Annotated in this window: 13 protein-coding genes; 7 read left to right on the plus strand and 6 right to left on the minus strand. The window is 67.2% G+C overall.

From position 1 onward, the window contains the following. Positions 1-141: 141 nt before the first annotated feature. The 3 genes from CXK94_RS00675 to CXK94_RS00685 all read left to right on the plus strand — a co-directional run bounded on the left by CXK94_RS00675 (position 142) and on the right by CXK94_RS00685 (position 4,086). The gene (locus CXK94_RS00675; protein ID WP_102892894.1) at positions 142-1,674 is read left to right on the plus strand and encodes an alpha-amylase family glycosyl hydrolase; all 1,533 of its coding nucleotides are present in this window, start codon (positions 142-144) and stop codon (positions 1,672-1,674) included. Positions 1,675-1,676: 2 nt separating this feature from the next. Next, the gene (locus CXK94_RS00680) at positions 1,677-3,296 is read left to right on the plus strand and encodes an alpha-amylase family protein (protein ID WP_102892895.1); all 1,620 of its coding nucleotides are present in this window, start codon (positions 1,677-1,679) and stop codon (positions 3,294-3,296) included. 217 nt (positions 3,297-3,513) lie between these two features. Next, a complete protein-coding gene (locus CXK94_RS00685; protein ID WP_037041040.1) occupies positions 3,514-4,086 on the plus strand; it encodes a xanthine phosphoribosyltransferase in 573 nt (190 codons plus the stop codon). Here the strand turns inward: CXK94_RS00685 and CXK94_RS00690 are convergent. The 5 genes from CXK94_RS00690 to dadA form a co-directional block, all read right to left on the minus strand. Further along, the gene (locus tag CXK94_RS00690; RefSeq protein WP_102892896.1) at positions 4,076-4,606 is read right to left on the minus strand and encodes a cupin domain-containing protein; all 531 of its coding nucleotides are present in this window, start codon (positions 4,604-4,606) and stop codon (positions 4,076-4,078) included. The genes CXK94_RS00685 and CXK94_RS00690 overlap by 11 nt on opposite strands. A 145-nt stretch (positions 4,607-4,751) precedes the next feature. Further along, positions 4,752-5,177, minus strand: a complete 426-nt coding sequence (locus CXK94_RS00695; RefSeq protein WP_037041022.1) for a c-type cytochrome — start codon at positions 5,175-5,177, stop codon at positions 4,752-4,754. Between the two features lie 292 nt (positions 5,178-5,469). Then, the gene (locus tag CXK94_RS00700; RefSeq protein ID WP_037041019.1) at positions 5,470-6,018 is read right to left on the minus strand and encodes a cupin domain-containing protein; all 549 of its coding nucleotides are present in this window, start codon (positions 6,016-6,018) and stop codon (positions 5,470-5,472) included. Positions 6,019-6,200: 182 nt separating this feature from the next. Further along, entirely contained in the window at positions 6,201-6,575 is a 375-nt protein-coding gene (locus CXK94_RS00705) for a RidA family protein (RefSeq protein WP_037041015.1), read from the minus strand. Continuing rightward, positions 6,550-7,848, minus strand: coding sequence for a D-amino acid dehydrogenase (dadA, locus tag CXK94_RS00710; RefSeq protein WP_037041012.1), 1,299 nt, complete (start codon positions 7,846-7,848; stop codon positions 6,550-6,552). The genes CXK94_RS00705 and dadA overlap by 26 nt, the downstream gene beginning before the upstream one ends. Before the next feature lie 149 nt (positions 7,849-7,997). On the opposite strand from dadA, the gene CXK94_RS00715 reads away from it, so the two are divergent. The 4 genes from CXK94_RS00715 to CXK94_RS00730 all read left to right on the plus strand — a co-directional run bounded on the left by CXK94_RS00715 (position 7,998) and on the right by CXK94_RS00730 (position 12,445). After that, positions 7,998-8,486, plus strand: a complete 489-nt coding sequence (locus CXK94_RS00715; protein WP_037041011.1) for an Lrp/AsnC ligand binding domain-containing protein — start codon at positions 7,998-8,000, stop codon at positions 8,484-8,486. A gap of 127 nt (positions 8,487-8,613) precedes the next feature. After that, positions 8,614-9,924, plus strand: coding sequence for an NAD(P)/FAD-dependent oxidoreductase (locus tag CXK94_RS00720; protein ID WP_102892897.1), 1,311 nt, complete (start codon positions 8,614-8,616; stop codon positions 9,922-9,924). Between the two features lie 57 nt (positions 9,925-9,981). After that, the gene (locus CXK94_RS00725) at positions 9,982-11,529 is read left to right on the plus strand and encodes a phospholipase D family protein (protein WP_102892898.1); all 1,548 of its coding nucleotides are present in this window, start codon (positions 9,982-9,984) and stop codon (positions 11,527-11,529) included. Positions 11,530-11,695: 166 nt separating this feature from the next. After that, positions 11,696-12,445: a hypothetical protein gene (locus CXK94_RS00730; protein WP_102892899.1), complete on the plus strand. Its 750-nt coding sequence runs from the start codon at positions 11,696-11,698 to the stop codon at positions 12,443-12,445. A gap of 31 nt (positions 12,446-12,476) precedes the next feature. Here CXK94_RS00730 and CXK94_RS00735 read toward each other — a convergent pair whose 3' ends face one another. Then, positions 12,477-14,045: a methyl-accepting chemotaxis protein gene (locus CXK94_RS00735; RefSeq protein ID WP_102892900.1), complete on the minus strand. Its 1,569-nt coding sequence runs from the start codon at positions 14,043-14,045 to the stop codon at positions 12,477-12,479. Positions 14,046-14,158 lie beyond the last annotated feature (113 nt).

A 14,158-nucleotide genomic window follows, 5' to 3' on the forward strand; every position in this document is an offset into this window, starting at 1 on the left:
CGTCCAGGACCGCTGAAAGACAGCGGCGCGCCCGTGGTCCTTCGGCCCGGTTCGGGCAATGGCGAACCTGGGCGCTTCGCGTCAGTCGTAACTGCACAGGGGTATCGCCCACGACCCGCCAGGACCGAGAAGGAAGCGCGCATGAGCGAACCAACCCAGCCGCCGTGGTGGAAAGGCGCCACCGTCTACCAGATCTACCCACGCTCGTTCGCCGACGGCAACGGCGACGGCGTCGGCGACCTCGCGGGCGTGCTGCGCCAGCTCGACCATCTGCAGCGGCTGGGCGTCGATGCGCTGTGGCTGTCGCCGGTGTTCCGCTCGCCGATGATCGATGCCGGCTACGACATCAGCGACTACTGCGACATCGACCCGCTGTTCGGCTCGCTGGCCGATATCGACCGGCTGATCGCGGAGGCCCATGCCCGTGGCATCCGTGTGCTGCTGGACTTCGTACCCAACCATACGTCGGACCAGCACCCCTGGTTCCTCGAGTCGCGTAGCGCGCGGGACAACCCCAGGCGCGACTGGTACATCTGGCGCGACCAGCCGAACAACTGGCGCGCGCAGCTCAACGCCGGCAGCGCCTGGACCTGGGACGAGCACACCCAGCAGTACTACCTGCACCTGTTCCTGCCGCAGCAGCCGGACCTGAACTGGCGCAACCCGGAGGTCATCGAGGCGATGCATGGCGTGCTGCGCTTCTGGCTCGAGCGCGGCGTCGACGGTTTTCGCATCGACGTCATCCACTGCACCGGCAAGGATCCGCAATTCGCCGACGATCCGCGCTGCCTGGCCGGCGAGCCGCTGGCCAACTTCAACGACCAGCCCTACAGCCACGAGGTGCTGCGCGGCATCCGCCGGATCGTCGACAGCTACCCCGGCGACCGCGTGCTGGTGGGCGAGGTGAACATCCGCTCGACCGAACGCATCCTGCAGTACTACGGCGCCGGCGACGAACTGCATATGTCGTTCAACTTCACCCCGCTGGACGCGCCCTGGGACCCGGTGATGTTCCGCACCTGCATCCGCGACGTCGAGCAGTTGCTGGAGCCGGCCGGCGCCTGGCCGACCTGGGTGCTGTCCAACCACGACAACCGCCGCCAGCGCAGCCGCTACCAGGGCTCGCTGCGCAGCGCCCATGCCGCCGCCGTCCTGCTGCTGACCCTGCGCGGCACGCCGTTCCTCTACCAGGGCGAAGAACTGGGCCTGGAGGACGCCGCGATCGCCCCGGACGAGCAGATCGACCCCGGCGGCCGCGACGGCTGTCGCGCACCGCTGCCCTGGCTCGCCGAACCGCCGCATGGCTGGGGCGCCGCGCCCTGGCTGCCGTTCGCGCCCGATGCCGAGGCGCTGGCCGTCGAACGCCAGTACCGCGCCGCCGACTCCACCTTCGCCCTCTATCGCCGGCTGATCGCCGCGCGCAAGGCCAGCCCGGCCCTGCGTCACGGGCGCTGGGAAGAGCTGCCGTCGCACCCGCAGGTGCTCGCCTATCGCCGCGAGCTGGGCGACGACTGCCGCATCGTCTGCATCAATTTCGCCGAGCAGGCCCATGCCTGTCCGCTCAACGGCGCCTGGCAGCTCCAGGTCGCCAGTGACGGCCAGGGCGAAGGCCGGCCCTATTCCGGCGAACTGGCTCCCGGCCAGGCCGTGCTCCTCTGCCCGAAGGAAACCTGAAGATGCGCCCACTCTGGTATCGCAACGCGGTGATCTATCAGATCGACCCCTCGCTGTTTCGCGACAGCAACGCCGACGGCTGCGGCGACCTGCCCGGCGTCACCGAACGCCTCGACTACGTGCGCGGCCTCGGCGCCACCGCGGTCTGGCTGATGCCCTTCTATCGCTCGCCGTTCCGCGATGCCGGCTACGATGTCAGCGACCACCTGCAGGTCGACCCGCGCTTCGGCGACCTGGCCGACGTGGTCAGCCTGCTGGAGAAGGCCGAGGAACTCGGCCTGCATGTGATCATCGAGCTGGTGGTGCAGCACACCTCGCGCGAGCACCGCTGGTTCCAGCAGGCGCGCAGCGACCGCCACTCACCGTACCGCGACTACTACCTGTGGGCGGACGAGCCGGACGACAGCATCGAGTCGATCTTCCCCACCATCGAGGACAGCGTCTGGACCTGGGACGAGAAGGCCGGGCAGTACTACCGGCACCTGTTCTACAGCCACGAGCCGGACCTCAACCTGGCCAACCCGCGGGTGGTGGAGGAGATCGAGCGGATCATGGCCTTCTGGCTGCGCCTCGGTGTCTCGGGTTTTCGCGTCGACGCCGCCTCGCACCTGATCGAGCAGGCCGGCGCCGGCGACAGCGCCAAGGGCCACTGGCTGCTGGAGCACATGCGCGACTTCGTCACCCTGCGCCGCCCGGAAACCGTACTGCTGGGCGAGGTAGACGTCGAGCCGCAGGAGTACCGCGACTACTTCGGCGAGGGTGACCGGCTGACCCTGCTGCTGAACTTCTGGGCCAACAACCATTTCTTCCTCGCCCTCGCGCGCAACGACGCGCAACCGCTGATGGATGCCCTGAGCCGCCAGCCGGAGCCGCCGGAACGTTCGCAGTACGCCATCTGGCTGCGCAACCACGACGAGCTGGACCTGGAACGGCTCACCGAGGCGGAGCGCGAGGAAGTGATGCAGGCCTTCGCCCCCGATCCGGACATGCGCGCCTATGGCCGCGGCATCCGCCGGCGCCTGGCGCCGATGCTCGACGGCGACGAGCGGCGCCTGGCCATGGCCCATGCCCTGCTGTTCTCCCTGCCCGGCACACCGATCATCCGCTATGGCGAGGAGATCGGCATGGGCGACGACCTGTCACGGCCTGAACGCCTGGCGGTGCGCACCCCGATGCAATGGTCCAACGAGCCCAACGCCGGCTTTTCCTGCGCCGAAGCCGAGCAGTTGGCCGCACCGCTGATCGACCAAGGGCCGTTCAGCTACGAACGGCTCAACGTCTATGCGCAGACCCTGCGCGGCGATTCGCTGCTGGCTCGCACCGGCAACATGATCCGCACCCGCATCGGCCTGCGGGAGATCGGCCAGGGCCGGCACACCCCGGTGCAGGTCGGCCCGCCGTCGGTGTTTGCCGTCCGCCACGACGCCGGCTCCACCGTGCTGATGCTGGTCAACCTGTCGCCCGAAGAAGTGACTGTGGAGATCGATGACGAAGACCTGCAGAACATGGTCGACGTGCTCGCCGACAGCGACTACGAACAACCCCGCGGGCATCCGCTGCACCTGCGCCTGGGCGGCTACGGCTATCGCTGGCTGCGGCGCAAGCAGCAGCTGTTCGGCTGAGCGCCGGCTCACCGCCCGTCGACCACCGGCTCCGGCGCAGTTGCCGGTTTTGCACGCGATACGCGATTTGAGCGAGAATGCGCGGCTTTCCAGGCTGCGCGCGAGCGCCAGCGAGCGGATGGCACCGGTGACGAGGCGCGCGAGCCCGGCCCCAGGGCGGTCGCTTGCCGTGCCCGCTGGCGGCCTGGCCCTGGAGTCCGCTTGAGGTAGCGTGTTCGTGGAACAGCTGAAACAGAAAATCCGCCAGCAAGGCATCGTACTTTCCGACCGTGTACTCAAGGTCGACGCATTCCTCAACCACCAGATCGACCCCGCCCTGATGCAGGCCATCGGCCAGGAGTTCGCCCGCCTCTTCCGCGAAGACGGCATCACCAAGATCGTCACCATCGAGGCCTCGGGCATCGCCCCGGCGGTGATGGCCGGGCTGGAGCTGGGCGTACCGGTGATCTTCGCCCGCAAGCATCAGTCGCTGACGCTCACCGACCACCTGCTGACCGCCTCGGTGTATTCCTTCACCAAGCAGGTGGAAAGCACCATCGCGATCTCCACCAACCACCTCTCGGCCAATGACCGGGTGCTGATCATCGACGACTTCCTGGCCAACGGCAAAGCCGCCAAGGGCCTGATCTCGATCATCCAGCAGGCCGGCGCGAGCATCGCCGGGCTCGGCATCGTCATCGAGAAGTCCTTCCAGAATGGCCGCCGGGAGCTGGAAGAAGCCGGTTTCCGGGTCGAGTCGCTGGCCCGGGTGCAGTCGCTGGCCGACGGCCAGGTGCAGTTCATCGACTGAGCGACGCCTCGCGCCATAGCCGCACCAGCGCGCCTTGGGTGCCGGCCAGCGGATCGCTGATCGGCACACCGACCTGCGCGATACGCTCACGTGCGGCATCGTGGCCAGCCTCATCGGGGCGCAGCAGGTCGTAGTGCTGGCCCGCCGGGTACCCCGCGACGACCTGGAAATCCGCGCTCGCCTGCATGCAGCAATGGCCGGTGCCGGCCGGCAGCACCAGCGCATCGCCGGCGCGCAGCTCGACTTCGCGCCCCCGCTCGCCACCCAGCATCACCCGCGCCCAGCCACGGCACACACCGAGCACCTCGTGCGCGGTGGAGTGATAGTGCTGGTAATCGTAGATCGACCCGCGCCAGGCAGCCGGCCACAGATGGCTGTCGAACAGGCGCTCGAAGGCGACGGCCAGATCGCCATCGGCCAGCGGCAACTGGCGATAGATCAGCAGCGGATGCGGACTGTTGGGCGTGCGTCCGTCACTGGCGAAACGCAGCTGTTCGGGATGCGACGCGGAACCGGGCATGACAACCTCTCTGCCTGCGATGACCACGCGGAATGTCGCGTGGAAACAGAATCCGCAACATTCGACCCGGCCCGTCGCGGCTTTGCTCCGCGCAGATACGACAAAGCCGCCCGAAGGCGGCTTTGCAGATGACGCTCGTGTGCGATCAGAGACCGGACATGTGCTGGATCGCAGCCTTCAGCTCGTCGTCCGAGCAGTCGCCGCAGGTACCCTTCGGCGGCATGGCGTTGATGCCGCTGATAGCATGCTTGAGCAGGCCATCCAGGCCGCCGGCCGCGTCGGCACGGGCGGACCAGGCTGCGGAATCGCCGGTCTTCGGCGAATTGAGCAGGCCGGAACCATGGCAGGCGGTGCAGAACTTGCCATAGATCTCTTCGCCGCTGCGGGCAGCGCCGCCCGCGGCAGCGGCAGCGCCGGCACCCGCCGCTGCGCACTCTTCACCTTGAATACATACTTCACCCACCGGCTTCAGACGCTCGGCGATGGCTTCGTCGGTCGCAGCCTGAGCGCTCATTGCCCACAGGGCCACTACGGCAGTCTGTGCTACCAGGATCTTCTTAATCAGGTTCACCTTACACCCTCATTGTGGCTAGACACGCCCGCGGCCACGGTTACGCAGGCGGGCGGTAGTATAGCGGCAAGCCTTGCTCGCCGAAACAACCGGCTTCGGCCCAAGCGCCAGCAGCGACCCTGTGTCGCATTCCAGCGTGCGCGACCTTTGCTTATGGGGCAGTTGGGATGCCGCCCAGCCCTCGATGAGCGGGCGCCCCGTAGGTTGGCGCTGAGCGGCGCGAAGCCCAACAGATACCAGCCCGAAGGCACTGGTCTCGTCGTGCCCAACCTGGCGCTGCGGATATCACTGCTCAGAAATTCGCCGGCGTCGTCGCGCTGATCAGCCTGGCCGGCTCATCGAACGGATTGCGGAAGCGATGCGGCTTGCTGCTCTCGAAGTAATAGCTGTCGCCGGTTTCCAGCACGTAGATCTGGCCGTTCACGGTCAGTTCCAGGCGCCCGGCCACCAGCATGCCGGCCTCCTCGCCCTGGTGCGCGAGCATCTCCTCGCCGGTGTCGGTGCCCGGCGGATAGGTCTCGTCGAGAAAGGCGATGGCCCGGCTCGGATGCGCCTTGCCCACCAGCTTCATGCTCACCGCACCGTCGGAGATATCGATCAGCTCACCGGCCTTGTAGACCACCTGGGTGTCGCCGTCCTGCTCGAAATCCGGCGAGAAGAACTCCACCAGCGACATGGGAATGCCGCCCAGCACCTTCTTCAGCGAGCTGATCGACGGGCTGACGCTGTTCTTCTCGATCATGGAAATGGTGCTGTTGGTGACGCCTGCGCGCTTGGCCAGTTCGCGCTGGGACAAGCCCTTGAGCTTGCGGATGGTTTGCAGTCGAACGCCGACGTCCAATACGGGAGCCCCCTTTCAAGAGCGATGCGATGAGGGCGCTTATGATGGCAATGGCGTTCAGAATTTACAACACGCCGGAACGATATCTCGGGCGCGGCGGCGTAGGGTGGATAACGCCGCTTGCGGCTTATCCACCACGGTGGACAAGGCTGCGCCGTTGTCCACCCTACGTGGGATTGGAGCTAGAGCACCGGCCCGGCCAGATCGGGCATGGCGGCGACCACGGTGATCTCCACCCGCACCTGCGGCGCGTACATCAAGGCCTGCACCGTGGTGCGCGCCGGCGCGGTGCCCGGGGCGAGCCAGGCATCCCAGATCTCGTTCATCCCGGCATAGTCGCCGGCGATGTCCTTGAGGTGGATGGTCGCCGAGAGCAGCCGCGCCTTGCTGGTGCCGGCCTCCTCCAGCAGGCGCTCGATGCTGGCCAGCGTCTCGCGGGTCTGCTGGCGGATATCGCCGTCGAGGTCGTCGGCCAGTTGCCCGGAGAGATACACCGCGCCGTTGTGGATGACCGCCTCGCTGTAGCGGGTTTCAGTGTGCAGGCGCCGGATGGGCATGCTTGCGGGTCTCCTTGTGCTTGCCGTAGCGGAAGATGTCCAGCCCCTCGGTGCTGATCTGCGGCCGCTTGGATGCCAGCAGATCGGCGAGTACCCGGCCGGAACCGCAGGCCATGGTCCAGCCCAGCGTGCCATGACCGGTATTGAGGAACAGGTTGCGATAGGGTGTTGCGCCGATGATCGGCGTGCCGTCCGGCGTCGCCGGTCGCAGGCCGGTCCAGAATACCGCCTCGGCCGGGTCGCCGCCCAGCGGGAAGAGATCGCTGACGACCATTTCCAGCGTTTCGCGGCGGCGCGGATTGAGCGACAAGTCGTGCCCGGCGATCTCGGCCATGCCGCCGACGCGGATGCGCTGGTCGAAACGGGTGATGGCCACCTTGTAGGTTTCGTCGAGCACGGTCGACTGCGGCGCCATCGCCGGGTCGCTGATCGGCACCGTCAGCGAATAGCCCTTGAGCGGATACACCGGCGCGCGAATGCCCAGCGGCTTGAGCATCTGCGCGCTGTAGCTGCCCAGCGCCAGCACGTAGCGGTCGGCGGTTTCCAGCGTGCCGTCGATCCACACGCCCGCGAGTCGGTCGCCGGCGTACTCGAGGCGCTGGATGTTCTGCTCGAAGCGGAACTCGACGCCCAGCTCGCGGGCCATCTCGGCCAGGCGCGTGGTGAACATCTGGCAGTCGCCGGTCTGGTCGTTGGGCAGGCGCAGGGCGCCGCTGAGCTTGTCCGCCACCTTGGCCAGCGCCGGCTCGGCGCGGGCGATGCCGGCGCGGTCGAGCAATTCGTAGGGCACGCCGGAGCGCTCCAGCACGGCGATGTCCTTGGCCGCGGCGTCGAGCTGCGCCTGGGTACGGAACAGCTGGGTGGTGCCGAGCTGGCGCCCCTCGTAGGCGATGCCGGTCTCGGCGCGCAACTCGTCGAGGCAGTCGCGGCTGTATTCGGACAGCCGCACCATGCGCTCCTTGTTCACCGCATAGCGCGCGGCGGTACAGTTGCGCAGCATCTGCGCCATCCACAGGTACTGCTCGACGTCCCCGGTGAGCTTGATCGCCAGCGGCGCGTGGCGCTGCAGCAGCCATTTGATCGCTTTCAGCGGCACCCCCGGCGCGGCCCATGGCGAGGCATAGCCGGGCGAAACCTGGCCGGCGTTGGCGAAGCTGGTTTCCATGGCCACCGCCGGCTGGCGGTCGACCACCACCACCTCGAACCCGGCCCGGGCCAGATAGTAGGCGCTGGCCGTACCGACCACACCGCTACCCAGTACCAGTACACGCATGACATGCCCTCCCGCCCGTTTCGACCGGGCTTTCACGGATCACTATTGAGGGCAGTATAAAAAGGCCTGCGCAGTGATATTCACTATATAAAAAGCTAAATTTGCCTTTTATTAACGCCATCCTGGCTTTTTATGGAGGGTATTTCCCCATGAGAACCAAGCACCAGACTCGTCGTGAGCTGGACAAGATCGACCGCCAGATCCTGCGCATCCTGCAGGCCGAAGGGCGCCTGCCGTTCACCGAGCTGGGCGAGCGCGTCGGATTGTCCACCACCCCCTGTACCGAGCGCGTGCGTCGGCTGGAGCGCGAGGGCATCATCATGGGCTACTCGGCCCGCCTGAACCCGCAGCATCTCAAGGCCGGCCTGCTGGTCTTCGTCGAGATCAGCCTGGCCTACAAGTCCGGCGACATCTTCGAGGAGTTCCGCCGCGCGGTACTCAAGCTGCCGCATGTGCTGGAATGCCACCTGGTCTCCGGCGACTTCGACTACCTGGTCAAGGCGCGCATCTCCGAGATGGCCTCCTACCGCAAATTATTGGGCGACATCCTCCTGAAGCTGCCGCACGTGCGCGAATCGAAGAGCTACATCGTGATGGAAGAACTCAAGGAGTCGCTGGACCTGCCAGTACCGGAGTAGAGCATTGCGCACCCCGGCCATGCGACCGTCGACGCCCACCGGGCGCCGCCGTCGGTCAGGCTGGCCTTTGCCCGGCGGTGCCGCTCCGGTCTACCCTAGGCACATGCCTATAGCCAATGACTCTTCGATGAATAGCCGTACATCCGCGCCGAACGCCGGCGTTCATGTCCCTTCCTACTATGCCGCCAGCGTCAATCGCGAACTCCAGTTCCCACCTCTGCAGGACGAGCAGCAGGCCGATGTCTGTATCGTCGGCGGCGGCTTCTCCGGCCTGAACACCGCCATCGAACTCGCCGAGCGCGGGCTCTCGGTGGTCCTGCTGGAGGCCCGGCGCATCGGCTGGGGCGCCAGCGGACGCAACGGCGGGCAGTTGATCCGCGGCGTCGGCCACGATGTCGAGCAGTTCGCGCCGATCCTCGGCGAGGAGGGCGTGGACGAACTCAAGCGCATGGGCTTCGAGGCCGTCGACATCGTCCGCCAGCGCATCGAACGGCATGCGATCGATTGCGACCTGACCTGGGGCTACTGCGACCTGGCGACCAAGCCGCGTCATCTGAAGGGCTTCGACGAGGAATACGCCGACCTGCTGCGCCTCGGCTATCCGCATCCGCTGCAGCGCATCTCGCGGCCGAACATCGGCTCGGTGGTCGGCTCGCAGCGCTACCTCGGTGGCCTGGTCGACATGGGTTCGGGGCACCTGCATCCGCTGAACCTGGCACTCGGCGAGGCGGCTGCCGCGCAGGCGCTGGGCGTGCGACTGTACGAGCAGTCCAGCGTCGAACGCATCGACTACGGAGCGCAGGTACAGGTGCATACCGCGCAAGGCGTGGTGCGGGCCGACAACCTGGTGCTGGCCTGCAACGCCTACCTGAACGACCTGCAGCCGCAGCTGGCCGGCAAGGTACTGCCGGCGGGCAGCTACATCATCGCCACCGAGCGCCTGCCCGAACCGCTGTGCAAGGAGCTGCTGCCGCAGAACATGGCGGTCTGCGACCAGCGCGTGGCGCTCGATTACTTCCGTCTCTCGGCCGATGGCCGGCTGCTGTTCGGCGGCGCCTGCCACTACTCGGGGCGCGATCCGAAGGACATCGCCGCCTACATGCAACCGAAGATGCTTCAGGTGTTCCCACAGCTGATCGGCATCGGCATCGACTACCAGTGGGGCGGCATGATCGGCATCGGCGCCAACCGCCTGCCGCAGATCGGCCGGCTGCCGGAGCAGCCCAACGTGTTCTACGCCCAGGCCTATTCCGGCCACGGCCTGAACGCCACTCACCTGGCCGGCCGACTGCTCGCCGAGGCCATCGCCGGGCAGCACGGCGGCCGTTTCGAGCTGTTCGCCCAGGTCCCGCACCCGACTTTCCCCGGCGGCCGCGCGCTGCGCTCGCCGCTGCTGGCGCTGGGTATGCTGTGGTACCGGCTCAAGGACCGATTCTGAATTCCAAGCCAAGCGCAGCGTCCAAGTTCAGGTAACCAGACGCGTACCGGAGTGACCTTGCGCGCTTATCTGCTGCCCCTGCTGATCCTGGCACTCGCGGGTTGTGCCAGCCAACCGACACCGAGCGAATCGTTCTCGGTGGCGCCGGCCGAATCGCCCCTGGGGCGCCAGGTGCAGCAACTCGCCGCCGCGCAACCCGCCGGCCATTCGGGCTTCCGGCTACTGCCGGAGAGCACCGAGGCGTTCGCCGCCCGCGCCGAGATGATCCGTGCCGCCCGGCTCAGCCTGGATATCCAGTACTACATCGTGCACGACGGCCTGACCACCCGCGCCCTGGTGGACGAGCTGCTGCAGGCCGCCGATCGCGGCGTGCGCGTACGCCTGCTGCTGGACGACACCACCAGCGACGGCCAGGACTACCGCATCGCCACGCTGGCCGCCCACCCGAACATCCAGATTCGCGTCTTCAATCCCCTGCATCTCGGCCGCAGCACCGGCATCACCCGGGCGATGGGACGGCTGTTGCACCTCTCGCTGCAGCATCGGCGCATGCACAACAAACTGATGCTGGTCGATAGCAGCCTGGCCATCGTCGGCGGCCGCAACCTGGGCGATGAGTATTTCGACGCCAACCAGAAATTCAATTTCACCGATATCGATCTGCTCGGCGCGGGGCCCGTAGCCGAACAGCTCGCGCAGAGCTTCGACCAGTACTGGAACAACCAGCTGAGCGTTCCCATTCAGCATTTCCTCTGGCGCAAGCCGCAGCAGGCCGACCTGGACAAGGCGCGCCAGCAGTTGCAGGACTACCTGGCCCGGGCCCAGCGTGAAAATGGCGAGCAGTACCGACGGTTGCTCGCCTACCGGCAGCACTCGCAGTTGCAGCAGTGGCTGGAGCAATTGACCTGGGCCGCGGGCGAAGCGCTGTGGGACGCCCCGGAAAAACTGCTCGCCGACGGCACGCCGGCACCGGCGCTGCTGCTGACCACCCAGCTGGCGCCGACCATGCAGCAGGTGCGCCGCGAACTGACGCTGGTCTCGGCCTATTTCATCCCCACCGACAGCGGCGTCGAATACCTCGCCGGGCGTGCCGATGCCGGCGTGACCATCCGCGTGCTCACCAACTCCCTGGAAGCCACCGACGTGCCCGCCGTGCATGGCGGCTACGCGCCCTACCGACAGCGACTGCTCGCGCTGGGCACGCGCCTGTTCGAACTGCGCCGGCAACCCGAGGAGCAGACCTCCTACAGCTTCTTCGGCGAGTCGGAATCGAGCCTGCACAGCAAGGCCGCGGTGTTCGACCAGGAGAAGGTCTTCATCGGCTCGCTCAACCTCGACCCCCGCTCGGTGCTGTGGAACAGCGAGGTGGGCATCCTGGTGGAAAGCCCGGCGCTCGCCCGGGAAGTCCAGCGCCTGACCCTGGAAGGCATGGCGCCAGCGATCAGCTACGAGGTGCGCCTGGAAGAACGCGACGGCAGCCCGCGCATGGTCTGGATCGCCGAAGACAACGGCCAGTTGCGCACCCTGGACAAGGAACCGGGCGGCCTCTGGCGCCGCTTCAATGCCTGGATAGCCGACGTGATCGGCCTGGAGCACATGCTCTAGGGGCTGTTCGGTTAGTCAAGCGGACACTTCGGCCAAGCCTGGCCGCCAATCGGCCCCATGGGGCGAAATCACTCCTTGGGGTGATACCACTTGGCCACGAGTCCGCTAGGGTCTATGGCCACGGGCTGCCGCACCGCTTCTATAAAAACAACAAAGGAGCACGACTATGCATCGTCATACCCGCTTCTGGCTGCTGTTCCTGCTTCTCGGCCTGCTTCCCGGTCTGGTGGAGACGGCCCAGGGCCAACCGTTGACGCCCCTGGAAAGCCTGCAGATCCATGCCAACCGCGCCACCAGCAGCCTCCTGCTCTACCGCGGCGAAGGTTTTCAGAAGGCCCATCTGCTGCGCCTGGAAAACGACCTCCTCGCATTGGACGCCGCATTGCAGGGCATTCCCGCTCCGACCACGGCACTGCGCGAAAGCCATCGGCAATTGCAGGAGCGGCTGCGCGAAGGCGCCGGCTTCGGCCGCGCAGAAGACGACATGCCCTGGGGCTGGCCGCTGCAGATGAGCAAGGCGCTGCGCGACTTCCTCACCGAGGTGCGCGCCCAGCAGGCCAGTGCCGGCGCGCAGGCCGAGCTGCCGGCGAAGGTCGAGTACTTGGCCGTGCAATACCTCAGCCGTGCCTACATCGGCTCCTTCGAGATCGCCCGCGAGCAGCCGGACACCTACCTGGGGCAGGACGAGCGCCAGCTCGTGCCGGCCATCGATGCCCAGATGGCGGCGCTGGACGGCAAACGCGATCCGGCGCTGGCGAAGCTGAAGACCCGCTGGGGCTTCCTCAAGGTGGCCCTGGAGGACATGAACAGCGGCAGCAACAACTTCACCACGGCCTCGGGCCGCCCTTTCGCCCCGATCATGGTCGACCGCCACGCACGCAGCCTCAGCGAGCAATGGATGGCCGTGGCGCCCTGATCGCTGATCGCAGTCGGCAACGGCCGCGCGGTTATGCCTCCGGCCGATAGCCCAGGCGCAGGCCGCCCCAGTGCCGGCCGCGCACCATGATCGGTACCGACAGGTCATGCATCAGCTCGCCGGTGTCGCGGCTGTAGGTCTGCAGCAGCACCTTGCGCTGGTGGCTGCCACAACGCCCGCCCGTACGGTCGTTGAACAGGCGCTTGCTGCGGCTCTTGACCCGGTCGATCTGCGGGTCGCCCACCGGCGGCTGGCTGAATGCGCGGTTGTGGGTCGGCACGTAGCCCTCCGGCGTGGTGGCGATGGCATAGACCACGGCCGAGTGCTTCTCCAGCAGCGGTTCCTGGATCGCCGGCAGCACCTCGTCGGCGTAACGGTCGAAGCGGGTGTGGTACTTCTGCGGGTCGGTCCCGGGCTGCGCCTGGTAGTTGCGGTCGAACAGATCGTCCAGGCTGACCCGCCCCGCCTCGATATCGGCCTCGAAGCGCGCGCCGATCGCCGCCGCCCCCTCACGGGCGAGGTCGAAGATGAACTGGTGATAGTCGTCGAGCTGCACCTCGGCCAGTTGCTCGCTGGCGCTCTCGGCCTGCGCCACCAGGCGCTCGGCGGCCTGCTCGAGCTGGCGGGTCTGCTGCTCGCTGCCCAGGGCGTCGGCACGCAACTGGTCGAGGGCGACGAACTGCCCGGTGAGGCGTTCGTGATTGCTGGCGGTCCCCGAGCTGATCTGCGCCACCTGGCTCTCGACGTTACCGGCCAGCCCGGCGATGCCGCTGAGCTGCTCGCCGGTGGTGGCGATCTGCCCGGCGGCGGCATCGAGCTCGTCGGCCTGTTTCTGGATGTGGCTCACCACCGCTTCGCTCTGCTGGCGGATGTCGGCGACCATGCGCCCGACTTCCTCGGTGGCGCTGGAAGTGCGCGCGGCGAGGTTGCGTACCTCGTCGGCGACCACCGCGAAGCCGCGCCCGGCCTCGCCAGCACGCGCCGCCTCGATGGCGGCGTTCAACGCGAGCAGGTTGGTCTGGCTGGCGATGGACTGGATCACATCGGTGATCTGGCGGATTTCCTCGGTGCGCAGCGACAACCCGTCGATCAGCGTGCGGCTGGCCTGGGTCTGTGCGCTCAGTTGCTGCATGCGCTCGATCGCCTGCTGCAGTTCGGCCTGCCCGGCATCGCTGCGACGGCGCACGGCTTCGGCCGCCTCCAGCGCCTGGCGCGCCCGCTCGGCGCTTTCCTGCTCGGTGGCGGCGATGCCCTCGGCGCCACCGGCGATCTCGCTCACCGCCTGCAGCTGGGACTGCAGGCGGCTGGCCAATTGCTCGGCGCTGTAGGCCACCTGCGCCGCGGCAAGGGCGTTATGGCAGGTGTTGCGCGAAAGGTTCTTGCTGAAGTCGGTGAACGCCTGCTGGCCACCCTCGGCGCTTGCGGCGACGTCACTCGTCGCCGGCCAGCGGACGAACCAAGGCCACAGCGATGCCCCCAGCCACAACAAGGCCATCACGGGCAACGGCGGCACCAGCCAGTGCTGAAGCAGCAGCAGGCCGATGATCAGCAGCCCCTGGAACAGGACGATCCCGGGCTGACGGCGAAAGGCGGGGCTCATGTGCGGCCTCTTGTTCTTGTCGAACGGACAGAGTGTTTTACCTATCCCCGCCACGAAACACAGTAGTTCCTTAGTAGCAACTGGCCTTCATGCGGGACCTTACAGGCTAGCGG

Origin of the sequence: Stutzerimonas stutzeri, assembly GCF_002890915.1 — a bacterium.
In the GTDB taxonomy this organism is placed as follows: Bacteria; Pseudomonadota; Gammaproteobacteria; order Pseudomonadales; family Pseudomonadaceae; genus Stutzerimonas; species Stutzerimonas stutzeri_AF.